Genomic DNA, 17,728 nt, shown 5'->3' on the forward strand with positions numbered 1-17,728 from the left:
CAGAGGCAAAGCCTTATCTTTGCTTCATGACAAAGTTATCGGTTAATATCAATAAAATTGCTACACTTCGCAACAGTCGCGGAGGTAATAATCCTGATCTGGTTAAGGTTGCATTAGATTGCGAACGTTTCGGTGCGCAGGGAATTACCGTGCATCCAAGGCCTGATGAACGCCACATCCGTTACCAGGATGTTTACGATTTAAAGGCTGTTATTGCGACAGAATTTAATATTGAAGGAAATTGCAGAGAAGATAAATTTGTTGATCTGGTTTTGGCCAATAAACCTGCTCAGGTTACGCTCGTGCCTGATGCCGAAGGTCAGATTACCTCTAACCACGGTTGGGATACGGTTAAACATAAAGACTACCTGAAAGAAATGGTTGCTGTTTTCCAAAAGGAGGGCATCCGTGTTTCTATTTTTGTAGATCCGGTTGTAGAGATGGTTGAAGGAGCGGTAGAAACCGGAACAGACCGGATTGAATTATATACTGAGGCTTATGCACATAATTATTTTGCCGACCGCGAAAAGGCAGTAGTGAGTTACATTGCTGCGGCACATCATGCCAACAAATTAGGCTTGGGAATTAATGCCGGGCATGATCTCGACTTACACAACCTACATTATTTTGCGCAGAGCATCCCTGGTTTATTAGAAGTTTCAATCGGTCATGCACTCATTAGTGATTCTCTTTATTTAGGTTTGGAAACCACCATTCAGAAATATTTACAACAATTAGCTTAGTTTTTAACCACAAAGTACACTAAGAAGTGCACAGAGAAACAGAGCCTCTGCGTACTCGGTGAAAAACTCTTTTTCTCTGTGGTTAGATAATATAAATATGTTAAAAGGAATTCTCCTTGTTTTTTTCGGTGCCTGCAGTTTTGGTATCCTCTCTACTTTTGTTAAACTGGCTTATCATGAAGGTTATACGCTGGGTGATGTTACAGGAGCTCAGGCTTTCTTTGGTGCCGTAATTTTATGGGTGCTATTTTTCTTTCAAAGCAGAACCGCTGGTTATAAAGCCAAAACAATTAACATTAAAACCCCTTGGTGGAAAATGGTGCTGGCAGGAACATGTACTGGATTAGTGAGCGTGTTTTATTATCAATGTGTAAAACTTGTGCCAAATTCAGTAGCCATCATTTTGTTAATGCAGTTTATCTGGATGAGTATTTTAATGGAATACCTCATCTTTAAAAAGAAGCCCACAGGCTTACAGCTCTTGGCAATCCTGTTGGTCTTAGCTGGAACTGTTTTGGCCAGCGGAATGGCTGAAACAAGTATCAAGAGCATGGATTTCAAAGGGATTGGTTTCGGTTTGTTGGCTGCAATTTCTTATGCAGGCTTTTTGCTGTTGAGTGGCCGGATTGGAAATGAATATGCTCCATTGCAAAAAAGTGCCTTGATGATTACCGGTGCCTGTATATTAATCTTCATTATTTTTCCGCCAACATTCTTATTTAACGGTGCTTTAAATGGTAGTTTATTGAAATGGGGACTGATTATCTCAGTTTTTGGTACGGTTATTCCACCTTTATTCTATGCAGAAGGCGTACCCAGAATTGGAACAGCCATAAGTTCGATATTAAGCGCCGCAGAATTGCCCGTTGCCGTAATGATGGCGGGTTTTGTGTTACAAGAGCAGGTATCGTTTTTAAGGTGGGTTGGCGTTGTGGTAATTTTATCGGCGATGGTTTTGCCAAATTTAGAATATCTAAAAAAGAAATAATCTCGTTTTTACCACAAAGTACACTGAGTGAAGGCAAAGAGGGCACAAAGCAGGGCTATTATTTTTAACAATTAAGGATGTAGGGTGCCTGAAGTCTCTGTTTTCTCTGTGAAAACTTAGTGCACTCTGTGGTTTATATTGGTTCTATATCAAAAAGAAATAATCTAGTTTTTACCACAAAGTACGCAGAGTGAAGGCAAAGAGGGCACAAGCCGGGCTTTTGAAATTTAATGTTGTGCCTTGAATGCAAACTTTGCGTTCTTAGCGCCTTTGTGGTTAAGCCTAAGATTAATAAACTTCGCGTTCTTTGCGGTTAAACTAAAATTAAATATCTTTAAAAAAGCATAACGCATATACACATGAAAAAACTTACTATTTATATTTTATCCTTTATCATCGTCGGTTTAACCGCATGTAAAACCAAAACCACCATTAATCAAGACGAGGCTGCTGAGGTAATTACCGATTATCTAAAAGCCAATCCCGAATATAAAACCGCCAGGTTTAATTTTGGGGAGATCAAATTCAACAGCACAAACGATATGTTCGAGCTTGGGAAATACAAATCCTTGGCAAGTAAAGGCCTGGTTTCGTTAAGCTTAAAGGAAGCTAAGAAAAAATTCTTATCGAAAGATAGCAGTTACGTTTACCAGATCACTTTAACCGATAAGGCAAGTCCGTTGGTGTTGAAACAGGATGGTAATAAGGCAACGGTAAAAGTTGTAGAATATGTTTTATCAGACGAAAAACCAGTCGACTTTGCACAGGTAAACTCAAGCACGGCAAAGGTTACCGTATCACTTAAAATGACCACTACTGATTTCGAACCTTTTGATAAGGACGCGAACAAAAACAGCAACTTCATTACCAAAACCTATAAATTAAAGTTGAGCAAAGATGAGGGCTGGAAAGTGCAGAAATAAGGAGAAAGACTAAAGCTGAAAGACCAAAGATAAAGGCGTAATGCCTATTGGACTCTGCAACCTTTGTTTCTTGTATTGCCTTGCGTGTTTAAACCCGACAGCAGCGAAAATCCTTTTTGTTTGCAGCAACCTTCAGCATGACAAGGGAGTAGCAAAAAGATTGTAGTGAATGGCGGGAACAGACTTGAATTTTAGCATAGCCATTGCTTTTCAAATGATAAGATATTAAAAATAGAACAAACGTTTGTTTTGGGTTGAAAAATGGAACTATCTGATTTTTAACATTTTTTAAGAATTTTTAGATTAAAAACTTGATACCTTCATCAGTCTAATCTAAATAATAACCATGAAAAATCTAGCTCACCTCCTCACCCTCATTTTCTTTTTTTATTTAATACCTGTCAATGCAAAACCTATAGTGCCTAAAAATCTTCATGGCTTTTGGAGCTATAAGGCAACAAAAGTAGGCAACTGGAACGGGACTTTAATTAATGATAATTACGTTGAGTACAATTATCGGATGTATAAAGTTGACAGTCTAAAAAATATCAATGGGACCTACAAAATGTGGCTCAATACAGGAGATAAAACCTCTTTAACCTTAGAAATTAAAACGCCAAATGAAGGTAAAGCCTTATTGAAGTTTAATAAATGGGAAAAAGAGATTTATTGTACATGGAGTGCTTCTGATCCTGACATTAAAATTTATAACAAAAACGAAATCCCATCATACTATTTTGGAAAATGGGTGAATACACCATCACATTCAGATTTTTACATCACTGCCAAGCATAAAATGCTTTATCAAAACAAGGAATGGGAAATTGTATGGGCCGGCAACTACATGGATAAAGAAGATCGGTTTTTGTTGAAAGATAAAGATAGCTGCAGAATGGTTTATGTGCATAAGTTGGTTAAAGCTTTAAAAGTAAATAGTCTCGAAGGATTGAAAATTTATGCCCCTATTGCTAAGAACCCTTTGGTATACCAATTCTTGGGTAATTGGATAAACGATAACACCAACGAATGGCAGTATGGTTTTTTTGAAGACTTTGCGATCTACAATAAACAAGTTTATCCCTATAAAAGCATCGAAAAAAATGGGAAAAGTTTAAAGATTACACTTCTTAAAGATGGGAAGGAGAGAAATATTCAATTTACAGCGAAAAACGATAGCATTGCCCGATTGGTCGATGAGCAAGGCGCAAGCAATGTATACCTGCTGAAAAAAGAATTTAAAGCCAACAGTACAAAAGATGCAACAGCATTTAAAGATAACCATTTTGCCAGAGTGGACACGGCAGTCATTACCGGTTATTTAAGAAACCCAACAAGTAATAAACCTTTTTCAGTTGGTTTTACCGATCATTTAAAAGATGAACAGGTTAGTTACTATGGCGATTTGGATAGCAATGGTTTTTTTACGGTCAAAATTCCTCTATTAAATACCACTCAGGTTTTTTTAGACTGGGAGAGGAATGGAGTTATTGACGTGATTGAACCGGGAGAACATTATTTTTATTATGAAGATTCCAACACCCAGATCAGGAGTGCGATGGGCGATAATGCCGGTTTTCATAACGAATTGCTGAACTACAAGTATTATGGCCCTTACTTAGGAACCACAGAGAGTGATTATAATGCCAGAAGAAATGCAGATTTGTTATCTTTTTTAGCCATCAGTAAGAAAGAACATCAAAAAGCAATTGAATATCTGAATAAACACTTGGCAAAATACCAAAATGCAAGTAACCGCTTTAAATATTTTGTATCAGAGGGTTATAAGTATAAAATGGGGTTTGATTTAATGCAGAAAAGATTTACACTAAAGCAAGAGAAATTCCCTGAACCATTTATAAATTTTGTTAGTGATAGTTTGTATCAAAACAACCCGCCTAAACCTTTTACGCTGGTTAGGGATTTTTCATCGTTTAAAAGAGTTTACTTTGCTTATTTGGCCTCGAATGAACGAAATTCTGTTAAGTGGGACGACGTGCTTGCTGAAATGGTTTATTTAAAACAGATTAATTTATCAGGTAAGGAAAAGAAGGCGCTGCTCGCTGAGATCGAATTGAATAAAATTGGGTCAACTAAAGATTCATTAAAATATCTAAGGCTTTTAAAGGGATTTTCTCCTGAAAAACGAAAATTAGCAGATAGTGTAAGGAGGATTTATAAAGAACAGATTATAGACCGGGCAGGTCAAAAATTGGCTTTTAAAGTTTTTGATAAGGAATTAAGGGTGGCAAAGAGTATTGAAAACGAAGATTTGAGAGAGGGTGTTATGGTACGTGGTTTTTATAAATATTTTGAAGGTAAACATACTGCAATGCCAGATACTGTATTTGCGCGGTCTATAGGTAACTTAAAAAATGATTTCTATCGAAATGAAATTAATAAGCTTCAGCTTGCTTATCAAAACATATCCAAGGTTGATGTAGAATACAAGGAAAGTTTAAAGAGAACCGATCATTTAAAAGATGCGAAAAATGCAGATTCCCTCTTTGCCGAACTAATTAAACCTTATAAAGGAAAAGTAATTTATGTTGATTTTTGGGGCACTTGGTGTGCCCCCTGCAAAGGCGAAATGCCTTTTGTAAAACCGGTTAAAGAAGCTTTAAAGGGAAAAGATGTTGTATTATGTATTTCGCCAATAATTCTCCAGAAGAAGGTTGGAAAAATATTATCAAAGAATATGAACTGTCTAGTGAAAATGCTGTGCATTACCGCTTGCCAGAAACGCAGCAAAATATGATTGAGACCAGATTCTCGATAAACAGTTTTCCTACCTATATTTTAATTGATAAAGAAGGAAACGTAAACACGATGAAAGCCCCGCGACCAAGTGATAAAGAACAACTTGTGGCTGCCGTAAATACTTTACTGACCAAATAACGCGTTCCTTGCGGCTGACTTTTGTTGGCCGCAAGTATTGATTGGCATTTGCGCCCAGCAACCTCTGTTTCTTGTAGTCCCTGGTTTTTAAACCCGACAGCAGCGAAAATACTTTTTGTTTGCAGCAACTTTGAATATGCTGGTAGGATCTCAAAAAGATTGTAGCGGATGGCGGGAACAAAATGAATTTTAGCACAGCCATTGCTTTTCAAACTATATGATATGTGAAAATTAATTACGAATTCTTTTTCGATAGATACGTTTTAAGCTTCTTAAAAAGATCTTCTTTTTTAGGCCTTTCTTTACCGCTATGCGTTAAATTGTTGTCGTAATGGTTTAGCAGTTCCACAGCATAATCTTTTTGAGGTTGAGTACCCGACCTCAATACCTCGATAAACCGAACGGCATTGTAATTTAAGGTACTGTTAAATGAAACTGCATAGTACTCGCTTCGTTCGGACGGGTTTTTATTTTTATTGTTTTCCTCCGCGCCATTTTCTGCAAAGTAATCGGCATGAAGAATAAGTGGGTTTAATTTTTTCAATCTCTTAGTACCTTTGCGTTCATTCCTCCATGGATGTTCTTTTTTATAGAGTTGCGCAAGCAGAAAATCTTTTTTCCAAAGGGTAATCTGGTGCGACATTAAATAATCTGATGCCTCATTATCGATCTCCGCAATATTAAATCCTTCAATAAAATTAGCGGTTTCTTTAGTTTTGTAAACACCAGAACTATGAAGTTTAACCTGTTGCCAACCGTTTTCAATTGCCTGTTCGAACAGTGCTGTAAAGAACTTAGGATTTACAGGTTTGCTTAACCACATATCTTCCTGGAAATAGAGTACATATTCTTCGTTTATATTACTTAACAGCGTTACCAGGCGATCGGCCCATTCGCCTTTGCCCGATTTGATGTTGGTGAAGCCATTCACATCAGCGCTTTTTATTTCTGTAGCGAAATAATAATTGCAAGGGATTTTAAAATCCCAGTTTTCTGAGAAAGTGTAATCAAAACCTTTATATAGAAATTCATAACTATCGCAGGCATGAACTAAAAGTGCGACGTTATTTTTGCAAGTTGACATAAAAGAACACAGGTAAGTAGGTTTCAAATTTACGAAAATGCTTTTTTCCTTTCCTTTGGTAGCTGATATTTTACGTTGCAGCTGCTTATTTATTCGGTTCAACAGGATGCAAAAAGATTGATGTTAACTATGGCAACAAACTTAAATTTGGGAACTGCCATTGCTTTCCTAATAATGAGTTAATCAAATAAAAATGAACAAACGTTTGTCTTCTTGCTTGTGTATAAACTCTACCTATTTTGTCGCTTTTAACGGCAAATAATACACCTTTTTTACACTGATATATAGCAAAATACAGCTTCGTTTTTGCTACCTTTGCACGCAAATTTATTATTCATACCGCATGAGCTTAAATATCCATTACAAGGAAGATTTTCAAAATCGTCATATTGCACCAAATGAGGCAGATACAGCCGAAATGTTGCAAGCTGTTGGCGTAAATTCTATTGATGAGCTGATTGAACAAACTGTTCCGACGGCAATTAGGCTAAAACAGCCATTAAATTTGCCTGCAGCAAAATCAGAAACTGAATATCTTGGTGCTTTAAAACAAACTTCATTGTTGAATAAAGTTTTCAAAAGCTTTATCGGACAGGGTTATTATGATACCATTACCCCGGGTGTAATTTTACGTAACGTATTCGAAAACCCAGGATGGTACACACAATATACACCATATCAGGCAGAAATTGCACAGGGCCGTTTGCAGGCTTTGTTAAATTTCCAAACGATGGTTATTGATTTAACCGGAATGGAAATTGCCAATGCATCTTTATTGGATGAAGGTACTGCTGCTGCTGAAGCGATGTTTATGCAATATAGCTTGCGTAAAAATCAGGCGGCTAAAAAGTTCTTCGTTTCGGAATTGCTTTTCCCTCAAACGATCGATATTTTAAAAACACGTGCTAATCCTTACGGTATTGAACTGGTGATCGGAAGTCATTTAGATTTCGTAGCCGCTGAAGATTTCTTTGGTGCAATTGTTCAGTATCCGGCAGGAAACGGTGAAGTTTTCGACTATAAAGATTTTGCATCGGCATTGCACAATCAAAATATTAAATTAACGGTAGTTGCCGATATTTTAAGCTTAACCTTATTAACGCCTCCGGGCGAGTGGGGAGCCGATGTTGTAGTAGGTACTACACAACGTTTAGGTGTACCAATGGGTTTTGGTGGGCCACACGCTGCATTTTTCGCAACTAAAGAAGAATATAAACGTAACATCCCAGGTCGTATTATAGGTGTAACCATTGATAGTCATGGCGATTATGCTTTGCGTATGGCTTTGCAAACCCGCGAGCAGCACATCCGTAGAGATAAAGCAACATCAAACATCTGTACCGCACAGGCGCTATTGGCTATTATGGCTGGTTTTTATGCCGCTTACCATGGTCCGAAAGGATTAAAAGCTATTGCAGAACGTACACACGGTTTGGCCATCAGCTTAGCATCTACTTTAAAAGGTTTAGGTTTCGAGCAGTTGAATTCTGCTTATTTCGATACGATCCGTTTCGATTTAGGCGATTTAAAGGGCGGTATCCATTCAGGATGTATCGATAACGAAATCAACTTAAATTATGTTGGTAACGTTGCAACTATTTCGTTCGACGAAACCAGCACTTTCGAAGATGTAGCTCTAATTGCTAAAATCTTTGCTAAAGTTAAAGCTATTGCTGCCGATCAGGTTGAAGTGGTAGAAAATGTAGAAACGGTTATCCCTGCTTCATTACAACGTACCTCAGCTTATTTAACACACCCAATCTTTAACGCACATCACTCAGAGCATGAAATGTTGCGTTATATCAAATCATTAGAAGCAAAAGATTTATCGCTTTGCCACTCGATGATTGCTTTGGGTAGCTGTACCATGAAATTAAATGCTACGGCAGAGATGATTCCGGTTACCTGGTCTCACTTTGGTCGCATCCACCCATTTGCACCTGCAGATCAAGTATTGGGTTACTATTCGGTTTTTAATGAACTGGATAAATGGTTAAGTGAAATTACCGGTTTTGCCGCAATGAGTTTACAGCCAAACGCTGGTGCTCAGGGCGAATATGCGGGTTTAATGGTTATCCGCGCTTATCACCACGATAGAGGCGATTTCCACCGTAATGTAGCGTTAATTCCTGCTTCGGCACATGGAACAAACCCTGCTTCTGCTGCAATGGCCGATATGAAAATTGTTGTGGTTAAATCTTTAGAAAACGGTAACATCGATGTTGAAGATTTAAAAGCGAAAGCAGAATTACACAAAGACAACTTATCGTGTTTGATGGTAACTTATCCATCTACTCACGGTGTGTTCGAAGAAAGCATTATCGAAATTTGCGAAACCATCCATGCTAATGGTGGACAGGTTTATATGGATGGTGCAAACATGAATGCACAGGTTGGATTAACAAGTCCGGCCAATATTGGTGCCGATGTTTGTCACTTAAACTTGCACAAAACTTTCTGTATCCCTCACGGTGGTGGTGGTCCTGGTATGGGCCCAATCGGTGTGGCAAAGCACTTGGTTCCTTATCTTCCAGGTCATGCCGTGGTTGATATCGATAAAGGAAAATCAATTTCTGCAGTTTCATCTGCGCCATGGGGTTCGGCTTCGATTTTGATTATCTCTCATGCATATATCGCAATGATGGGTGCTGAAGGATTAACCAATGCTACCAAATATGCCATTTTAAACGCAAACTATATGAAAGCGCGTTTAGAGCAGCATTATCCCGTACTTTATTCAGGTGCTCAGGGTCGTTGTGCACACGAGATGATTTTAGATTGCCGTTCGTTCAAAGCTTTCGGAATCGAAGTAACTGATATTGCAAAACGTTTAATGGATTACGGTTTCCATGCACCAACGGTTTCTTTCCCGGTTGCAGGAACTTTAATGGTTGAGCCTACCGAATCGGAGCCTAAACATGAGTTAGACCGTTTCTGTGACGCCCTAATCGCGATTAAAAACGAAATTACCGCTGTAGAAAACGGCACTTTAGATAAAGTTGATAACCCATTAAAAAATGCGCCTCATACGGTTTCGGTAATTACCGCTAACGAATGGGACCATGCTTACAGCCGTCAAACAGCTGCGTTCCCACTTCCTTATGTGTTAGAACGCAAGTTCTGGCCTTCAGTTGGTCGTGTTAACGATAGTCATGGTGATAGGGCATTAATCTGTGCTTGTCCGCCGATTGAGAGTTACTTAGAAGAGATCGTTCCTTAGAAGGTAGAGGGTTTAAGGTTTTCCTTTCCATCGCCTTAATTACTCCCAATCGTCATTGCGAGGAGGTACGACGAAGCAATCTATTTAGATAAATCATCTGCAAGTTTTATGGATTCATTTCATAAAACTTGCAGATTTTTTTTGGAAATGAATGTTAGGTTTTCATAGGGGAGTGCAGTCCTGCCATTCGCTTCAATCTTTTTGTTTTGTGGATTCCCCATTATCGTCATTGTGAGGAGGAACGACGCGGCAATCTTTAAAGACGGAGGCAAAACAAAAAGGATTTTCGCTACTGTCAGGTTTATAAAGGAGGGGGCTGGATGGGAAACCAATTCAGAGCGAGCGGTATTTAACTTAGCGGGTGCAATAATATAAATCGCGGGTAAGTTAATATAAATCACGGGTGGGTTAATGTAAATCGCGGGTGCGTTATTATAAAAATAAGGTGCGTTATTGTAAAAGCCAAACGCAGTAATATAAAAAGCGGATGCCTTATTTATAATTTAAAGATCAGCTGCTTTTGATCCCATTTCATCGGCTTCTTTTTCTAAGCCAGCATCGTCGTTAATTGTTATATCTGGACTTAATTGTGTTGTTGGTTTAACCCGACCTTGTTTTTGCACCACCGCATGCCATGCCTCATGCGGTAAATGCTTTTCTTGGTCGGCAGCTAAATGAATATCCGTGCTTTTAGCATAGGTCAAAGCATTTAATTGTGCAGGTTTATCCGAATTAAAATGTACTTTCACATCATCCATCGAACTGGCCGAAAGTGCTTCAATGCCATTTTTTAAATTATCGGGTAAATTTTTCTTTGCCATGATTTAGTTGCCGATTTCAATGCCTTTTATAGATCAAGGATTCTTCTTATTTTAATAAACCTTCGGAATTTACATTGTATCCTAAAATTTTAATTTGGTCGTTTTCTGCAGTTAAAGTAACTGTTTCCTTTGCTTGAAATTTTGCCCTTTCAACAACATAATATAGTACATAATTTGCAGATGGATTTGAGCCTCTGATTACTTTCGATTCCCAGTGATCTAATTTTTTGCTTTTTATCTCACCCAGCTTGTTAGCAGTTCCAGTTAAATAATCATTTAATTTTTGTGCGTTGGTTACAGCTTTAAATTGATTGCTGAGAAGAGGGCTTAGATTTTTCAAATCATTTTTCTCAACCAACGTATAAAACTGATCCGCTACTTTCTCCGCATCTTTTTTATCTTCCTCGCGGTTTAAATAAGTGCTGTTGAAATTACAACTGCTTGCAATAAGTAATAAGCTGAATAAATATAATGAAGCGTAAATTTTATTTTTCATGAGCATTTAATATTATTTTCTAAATATAGAAGATTATTTTTTCTATGAACAGTATAGGATAAAATTAAGCATGATAGGTATGTAGTAAATATTTGCATTTTTTAGGCGATGCGAAGGAAACCCTCTACCTTAAACCTTCCGCCTTCTACCTTTCTATATTCACATTAAAAAGTAAACAAATTAAACCATTGCTATATTTCTGCAGTCAATAGAATGATTTTAAATAAATCCGATTATTTTTGAAAAAACTTAACATAGGTCAACAACAGTAAATCGGGAGTTAATCTATATTTGTATCAAATTATAAAAAACCAGAAAATGAAATTAAAAATTAGCTCAATTTTTTTATTAGTGGCAGTTGTAGCATTGTCAGCTTTTAAAAACCCTACTAAACCAGTAACTTATACTGTAGATGCAGCAAAATCAACCATTACTTGGGTTGGTAAAAAAGTAACAGGTTCTCACAACGGAACTGTAGCTTTACAATCAGGTACCTTAGCCGTTAACGGTAAAAGTGTAACTGGTGGTACATTTGTAATTGATATGGCTTCAATTAAAGATGTTGATGGAAGTGCTAAATTAGAAGGTCACTTAAAAGCAGACGATTTCTTCGGTACAACTAAATTTCCAACTTCAACTTTCGTAATTACTAAAGTTGCTGGTTCAGGAGCAAACGTAACGGTATCAGGTAATTTAACCATCAAAGGTATTACTAAACCATTAAGCTTCCCTGCAACAGTAACGGTTAATGCCGATGGTACAGCTTCGGCTTTAGCAGGTAAAATCGTTGTTGATAGAACTAAATATGACATCAAATACGGTTCTAAATCATTCTTCGATAGCATTGGCGACAAAGCAATTGATGATAACTTTGAATTAGCTGTTAAATTGGTAGCTAAGAAATAAACTTCACTCAACCCTCCCCTTAATGGGAGGACTTGAAATGCAAAAGGTCTCGATATTTATCGGGACCTTTTTTGTTATGTGCCAGCTGAAGCTGGCAACAATGAATGATTGGTAAGTAAATCAGGTGAGGATGAATTTGATTGTGGTTCGGCTTTAGCCAACCGCAATTTAAGCAAGATAATAAATCGGATTTTTTAACTTCAACTCGTACTAAATCCATAATGGATCTGTTTTACCCTAAACCCTAAACCCTAAACCCTAAACCCTAAACCCTAAACCCTAACCTACCTAATCCGAAATCCGCCTTCAACAACATCAACAAAACCAGTTGCTGCGCTTTTGCCATGGTAGAACAAACATTCCCAGTTTTCTTCTGCTGCTCTTTTACCAAACTCCTTGCGTAATTCCATTGCCTTACGGCCATCGAAATCATATTTGGCAATAAAGTTTTTAACCAGTTCTTCAGGTTCAGGCAGTACATCGCCACCAAAAAATATCTTTTGTTTACCTTCGGTTAAAAGGAAAACCTGGTGGTTGGGACAGTGTGCACCTGTAAATTCGTAAGAAATGGTTTCATCCAATGCGCCATCGCCCTCTACAAATTTTAATTGTGCATTGCGTTGTACAAAATCGAAAATATCGGTATGGTAAGAAGATGAAGTGCTGCTAAATGCTGTTTCCCATTCGCCTCGGTTAATTACATATTCAGCATCGGGGAAACTTAGTTCAACTTTATCATCTCCTTGTTTATGGATCATGCCCCCAGAGTGGTCATAGTGTAAGTGCGACATTAACACCTTGGTCACATCAGTAGGATCGAAACCTGCATTGCGAATATTTTTGTGCAAAATCAGTTCGCCATGGTCATCACTAAATCCTAAACCCGTATCAAAGAGTACAAGGTCGTTTTTCAGCTCAACCAAAAAAGGCTGAACGTTAATGAATAGCGATGCGGGTCTGTCTTTAAAATGATGTATGGCAGGGTCGAAAGGAACAAATTTCTTTGTTGCATCAACAGAATAGGTGCCTTCGAATAGGGTGTGAACTTGCAAAATGTAGATCTTTAATGTTTCTACAAAGGTAACAATCTAAACTTGAGTATTTGTTTTGGTAAAAGCTTGGATACTTCCTTTTTTTGTAAAATATGATGCTTAAATTTCAGGCATGAATCTCCGAATCTTAATTTTTCTACTGGCTTGCAGTTTTTCGATACAATTAAAAGCACAGCAAAAACCAAACGTAATTATTGTATTGGCTGATGATATGGGTTATGCTGACATATCTTGTTATGGAAGTCCGCTGATCAAAACACCATTTTTGGATGGAATGGCTATGAGAGGAATAAAAGCTACAAACTTCGTAACCACCTCACCAACCTGTACGCCATCAAGGGCATCTTTGCTCACCGGAAGATACTGTAGCAGGATGGATTTGCCTTGGCCAATAGGTCCGGGCGATAAACGTGGCATGCCTGAAGATGAAATTACTATTGCACAGATGCTTAAACAATCAGGCTATGCTACCGCTTTGGTCGGTAAATGGCATTTGGGCGATCATGGTGTTTCGCTGCCAAACAAAAAGGGATTTGATGAGTTTTATGGCCTTTTATACAGCCACGATTATAGAGCGCCTTATGTTAAAACTGATACGACGATCAAGATTTTTAGAAATGCCAAACCAGAAATCTATAAACCGCACGATAGTATTTTAACGAGTTCTTACACCCGCGAATCGATCAAATTCATTAAACAAAGTGCTACAGCTAAGAAACCATTTTTTCTCTACCTGGCGCAAAATATGCCACATTTGCCTGTTGCTTTTGCGGCACAAAAAAGTAGAAAAACACCTTCTGCCGGTGGCGAACTTGGCGATGTGATCGAAGATATGGACGCCGGTTTAGCTGCTATCTGGAAGCAGCTTGTCGCTTCAGGACAGGCAGATAATACCATTTTTATCTTCACAAGCGATAACGGTCCGTGGATTAATGCGCCACAGCGCATGTACGAGGATGATTATACCAAATTTTACCATGTGGGCTCAGCTGGAGTTTTTAGGGGATCGAAAGGTATTTCTTATGAAGGCGGCCACCGCGTTCCTTTTATTGTGTACTGGAAAGGTCATACGCTTAACAATATCCAGTTAACCAAGCCCATTTCAAATCTGGATGTTCTTCCTACACTGGCAGAATGGACCAAAAGCAAATTACCTCAAAAAGTTTACGATGGAGAATCAGTTTCAGCTTTGCTTACCACCAAAAATTACAATAAGCCTCATCGCCCAATCTATTACCACAATTACGTTTTAGAAGGCGTAAAAGATGGTGACTGGAAACTGAGGATTACCAAAAAAGACAATAAAGAACTTGCCGAGCTGTACAATTTATCTTGGGATCCGGCAGAACGTGTGAATTTAATTGATGATGCTAAGTATGCCGATCAGAAAGCCCATTTGATGAAGCTCTACGAGGCCTATCCCGGAAATTCAAAGTAATGGAGATAAGCTTAATGAATCATTAGTTATTTATTAATCTCGAAGGTTTCTACTTTTGATTTTTGTTCGTGAGTAATATATAAAGTGACTTTTGATTTAAATTGTACGAATGGGAATTCAAGGTCTTTATTAATTTTCTCATTTAACAATTCATAAAAGTCCTTTAAAATGACGTCATCCTTAAGCATTATATAAAATGTATAGAGATCAATTTGTTCCATTTCTTTAATTATTTCATCCCAGTAGGAATAGAATCTCATAGGGAAAACAGAGATTAATTCCATTTCTACAATTTCTTGGACAATAATTTCAAAAAAAGGCATAAGGATTTCATCATTTGTTATCCAATCGCCATACTCCGTGCCTTCCTGAGTGATAATGCCATAATAACTGCCATTAATTGAAATACTATATGAGACAGAATTTTTATGTGGCTCAGCTTTGACCGTTAGTAACTGATCATTATAATTAATTTCAAAAATATAATCATCCATTTTAAAGACTGTTAAGTTTCATAATAATATACAAGATAGTGGGTAATTAATTAAAAATGTATATTTACTGTTCGGAGACAGAATAAATGGAAAAAAGATGGGTACTGGCATCAGATTGCAATGATGCTGCGATAACAAAAATAGCAGAACAACTTAATATAGATCGCTCACTTGCACAGATACTCGTACAACGGAATATTTGTGATTTCGATCAGGCCAAAGATTTCTTCAGGCCAGATCTGGAGCATCTTCATGATCCTTTTTTAATGAAGGATATGGATGTAGCTATCGCCCGCATCGAAACTGCATTGTCCAATCACGAAAAAATAATGATCTATGGCGATTATGATGTAGACGGTACAACTTCGGTTGCACTGGCCTTCAGTTTCTTTTCGCAGCTCACTAAAAACATCGAATATTATATTCCCGATCGCTATCTGGAAGGGTACGGCATTTCTACCACAGGGATTGATTATGCCAATGAAAATGGGTTCTCTTTAATTATCGCCTTAGATTGTGGAATAAAATCTCTCGATAAAATTGATTATGCCAACAATTTAGGTGTCGATTTCATTATCTGCGATCACCATTTACCTGGAGATGAACTACCTCAGGCTATTGCCGTTTTAGATCCTAAACGTGCTGATTGCGCATACCCTTTTAAAGAACTTGCCGGTTGCGGTATAGGCTTTAAACTTGCACAGGCATATGCGCAAAAGCATCAGCTCCCTAAAGAAACTTATCTGCAATATTTAGATCTGGTAATGGTAAGCATTGCCGCCGATATTGTTCCTGTAGTTGGCGAAAATAGAATTTTAGCCTATTACGGCTTAAAAAAATTGAATTCCAATCCATGTGAAGGTTTACGTGCCCTGATGGAAGTTTCGGGCAAAACCGAAAACTATAGCATTACCGATGTGGTTTTTACCTTAGGTCCGCGGATTAATGCCGCTGGAAGGATAGACCATGCTAAACATGCAGTTGCCATGTTGCTTTGCCAGGTAGATGGAAACGCATTAGAGCAGAGTGAACTGATTAATCTTAAAAATACTGAGCGTAAAACCTACGATCAGGACATTACCCGCGAGGCTCTGGCTTTAATTGGCGAAAGCGATATCCTGATCAACAAAAAAACAACCGTTGTATTTAACGAAAACTGGCATAAAGGGGTAATCGGAATCGTAGCTTCACGTTTAACTGAAAAATATTATCGCCCAACAATCGTATTAACAAAATCCAACGGACATGTAGCAGGTTCTTGCCGATCGGTAATTGGTTTCGATCTGTACGAAGCTTTAAGCGGTTGTGCCGATTTACTGGATCAATATGGCGGCCATAAATTTGCCGCAGGCTTAACCATGCAACAGCATAATGTAGATGCCTTTGCAGATAAATTCGAAGAAATTGTATCGGCCAGTATTACAGATGAGTTGCTTACGCCGATGATCAGGATTGACGCTGAAATCGAGCTGGCGCAGATAGATGGTAAATTCTATCGTGTTTTATCGCAGATGGGCCCCTTCGGGCCAGAAAATATGGCGCCTATATTTGTTACCCATAATGTATATCTTGCACAGCAAGCCATGGCTGTTGGCGTAAATCATTTAAAAATTAACATAAAACAACAAAATTCGCCTATTTTTGAAGGCATTGCATTTGGGTTGGCAGAATTTCAAAATCTTTTACAACCAAAGGTACCGTTTTCGGTTTGTTATACGTTAGAGGAAAACGTGTGGCGTGATAAGAAACGTCTGCAATTAAATATTAAAGGAATAAAAGTTAATTAAATATTTCTAAGGTGTCATCCTGAGCCTGTCGAAGGACATTTCGACGAGCTCAATGTGACAGCCTAAGAATATCGATCAATATATGATATTAAGAGCCGAAAATCTGGTTAAAAAATATAAACAGCGTACTGTTGTAAACAATGTTTCTTTTAATGTAAGTCAAGGGGAAATTGTTGGTCTTTTAGGCCCGAACGGTGCCGGGAAAACAACTTCCTTTTACATGATCGTAGGTTTGATCAAACCAAATGAGGGCCGTATCTTCTTAGAAGAAGAAGATATTACCGAAGATCCGATGTACCGAAGGGCGCAAAAAGGAATCGGTTATTTAGCCCAGGAAGCATCTGTTTTTAGAAAACTTACCGTAGAAGATAATATCCTGGCCATTTTGGAGATGAGCAAATTGACCAAGGAAGAACAGCGTGATAAACTCGAAGAACTAATCAACGAGTTTAGTTTACATAAAGTGCGTAAAAACCGTGGCGATTTATTATCAGGAGGTGAACGCCGGCGTACCGAAATTGCACGTGCTTTAGCCGCTAACCCTAATTTTATCTTATTGGATGAACCCTTTGCAGGGGTAGACCCAATTGCGGTAGAAGAAATCCAAAGTATTGTTGCTAAACTGAAACATAAAAACATCGGCATTTTAATTACCGATCACAACGTGCAGGAAACACTGTCTATTACCGATAGGGCATATCTGCTTTTTGAAGGTAAAATTTTAGAACAGGGTGTTCCAGAGGTGTTGGCTGAGAACGAGATGGTAAGAAAAGTTTATCTTGGATCGAACTTTGTGCTGAAACGTAAGAAATTTGATGTTTAATATTAACCAATTCTTATTCCGGATTTCGGGAATGAAAATGATAAACACAGCTAAAATT

Annotated in this window: 16 protein-coding genes; 10 read left to right on the forward strand and 6 right to left on the reverse strand. The window is 38.0% G+C overall.

Annotated features, from left to right (window positions below; genetic code table 11):
• The first annotated feature begins 26 nt into the window (after window positions 1–26).
• The 5 genes from J7E57_RS04245 (at window position 27) to J7E57_RS27430 (ending at window position 5,549) form a co-directional block, all read left to right on the forward strand.
• Window positions 27–743 (forward strand): pyridoxine 5'-phosphate synthase, encoded by a 717-nt coding sequence (locus J7E57_RS04245; RefSeq protein ID WP_215125349.1) that lies wholly within the window; start codon window positions 27–29, stop codon window positions 741–743.
• A 97-nt stretch (window positions 744–840) separates the two neighbouring features.
• Window positions 841–1,731: an EamA family transporter gene (locus J7E57_RS04250; protein WP_215125350.1), complete on the forward strand. Its 891-nt coding sequence runs from the start codon at window positions 841–843 to the stop codon at window positions 1,729–1,731.
• A gap of 359 nt (window positions 1,732–2,090) precedes the next feature.
• On the forward strand, window positions 2,091–2,654 hold the full coding sequence (locus tag J7E57_RS04255; protein ID WP_116252710.1) for a hypothetical protein: 564 nt from the start codon (window positions 2,091–2,093) through the stop codon (window positions 2,652–2,654).
• Window positions 2,655–3,000: 346 nt separating this feature from the next.
• A complete protein-coding gene (locus J7E57_RS04260; RefSeq protein WP_215125351.1) occupies window positions 3,001–5,409 on the forward strand; it encodes a hypothetical protein in 2,409 nt (802 codons plus the stop codon).
• A complete protein-coding gene (locus tag J7E57_RS27430; protein ID WP_410522678.1) occupies window positions 5,295–5,549 on the forward strand; it encodes a TlpA family protein disulfide reductase in 255 nt (84 codons plus the stop codon). The genes J7E57_RS04260 and J7E57_RS27430 overlap by 115 nt, the downstream gene beginning before the upstream one ends.
• On the opposite strand, the gene J7E57_RS04265 is transcribed toward J7E57_RS27430, so the two are convergent.
• Window positions 5,444–5,761 (reverse strand): hypothetical protein, encoded by a 318-nt coding sequence (locus J7E57_RS04265; protein ID WP_215125352.1) that lies wholly within the window; start codon window positions 5,759–5,761, stop codon window positions 5,444–5,446. The genes J7E57_RS27430 and J7E57_RS04265 overlap by 106 nt on opposite strands.
• A gap of 23 nt (window positions 5,762–5,784) precedes the next feature.
• Window positions 5,785–6,633, reverse strand: coding sequence for a hypothetical protein (locus J7E57_RS04270; RefSeq protein ID WP_215125353.1), 849 nt, complete (start codon window positions 6,631–6,633; stop codon window positions 5,785–5,787).
• A gap of 343 nt (window positions 6,634–6,976) precedes the next feature.
• Here J7E57_RS04270 and gcvP point away from each other — a divergent pair, with 343 nt between their 5' ends.
• On the forward strand, window positions 6,977–9,853 hold the full coding sequence (gcvP, locus tag J7E57_RS04275; RefSeq protein ID WP_215125354.1) for an aminomethyl-transferring glycine dehydrogenase: 2,877 nt from the start codon (window positions 6,977–6,979) through the stop codon (window positions 9,851–9,853).
• A 503-nt stretch (window positions 9,854–10,356) separates the two neighbouring features.
• On the opposite strand, the gene J7E57_RS04280 is transcribed toward gcvP, so the two are convergent.
• The gene (locus J7E57_RS04280; RefSeq protein WP_215125355.1) at window positions 10,357–10,674 is read right to left on the reverse strand and encodes a hypothetical protein; all 318 of its coding nucleotides are present in this window, start codon (window positions 10,672–10,674) and stop codon (window positions 10,357–10,359) included.
• 46 nt (window positions 10,675–10,720) lie between these two features.
• Entirely contained in the window at window positions 10,721–11,170 is a 450-nt protein-coding gene (locus J7E57_RS04285) for a hypothetical protein (RefSeq protein ID WP_215125356.1), read from the reverse strand.
• 318 nt (window positions 11,171–11,488) lie between these two features.
• On the opposite strand from J7E57_RS04285, the gene J7E57_RS04290 reads away from it, so the two are divergent.
• Window positions 11,489–12,076 (forward strand): YceI family protein, encoded by a 588-nt coding sequence (locus J7E57_RS04290; protein ID WP_215125357.1) that lies wholly within the window; start codon window positions 11,489–11,491, stop codon window positions 12,074–12,076.
• Window positions 12,077–12,360: 284 nt separating this feature from the next.
• Here J7E57_RS04290 and J7E57_RS04295 read toward each other — a convergent pair whose 3' ends face one another.
• Window positions 12,361–13,128: an MBL fold metallo-hydrolase gene (locus J7E57_RS04295; protein WP_215125358.1), complete on the reverse strand. Its 768-nt coding sequence runs from the start codon at window positions 13,126–13,128 to the stop codon at window positions 12,361–12,363.
• Window positions 13,129–13,240: 112 nt separating this feature from the next.
• Here J7E57_RS04295 and J7E57_RS04300 point away from each other — a divergent pair, with 112 nt between their 5' ends.
• Window positions 13,241–14,566 carry a sulfatase-like hydrolase/transferase gene (locus J7E57_RS04300; RefSeq protein ID WP_215125359.1) on the forward strand — a complete coding sequence of 442 codons (1,326 nt, stop codon included), beginning with the start codon at window positions 13,241–13,243 and terminating at the stop codon, window positions 14,564–14,566.
• Between the two features lie 26 nt (window positions 14,567–14,592).
• Here the strand turns inward: J7E57_RS04300 and J7E57_RS04305 are convergent, their stop codons facing one another.
• Complete coding sequence (locus J7E57_RS04305; protein ID WP_215125360.1) at window positions 14,593–15,060, reverse strand: hypothetical protein; 468 nt, start codon at window positions 15,058–15,060, stop codon at window positions 14,593–14,595.
• An 86-nt stretch (window positions 15,061–15,146) separates the two neighbouring features.
• Between J7E57_RS04305 and recJ the strand changes: the two genes are divergently transcribed.
• Window positions 15,147–16,847 (forward strand): single-stranded-DNA-specific exonuclease RecJ, encoded by a 1,701-nt coding sequence (recJ, locus tag J7E57_RS04310; RefSeq protein ID WP_215125361.1) that lies wholly within the window; start codon window positions 15,147–15,149, stop codon window positions 16,845–16,847.
• An 82-nt stretch (window positions 16,848–16,929) separates the two neighbouring features.
• Window positions 16,930–17,670 carry an LPS export ABC transporter ATP-binding protein gene (gene lptB / locus J7E57_RS04315; protein WP_057931148.1) on the forward strand — a complete coding sequence of 247 codons (741 nt, stop codon included), beginning with the start codon at window positions 16,930–16,932 and terminating at the stop codon, window positions 17,668–17,670.
• Window positions 17,671–17,728: the final 58 nt, after the last annotated feature.

The sequence above is a fragment of the Pedobacter sp. ISL-64 genome (genome assembly GCF_018613605.1).
GTDB lineage: Bacteria > Bacteroidota > Bacteroidia > Sphingobacteriales > Sphingobacteriaceae > Pedobacter.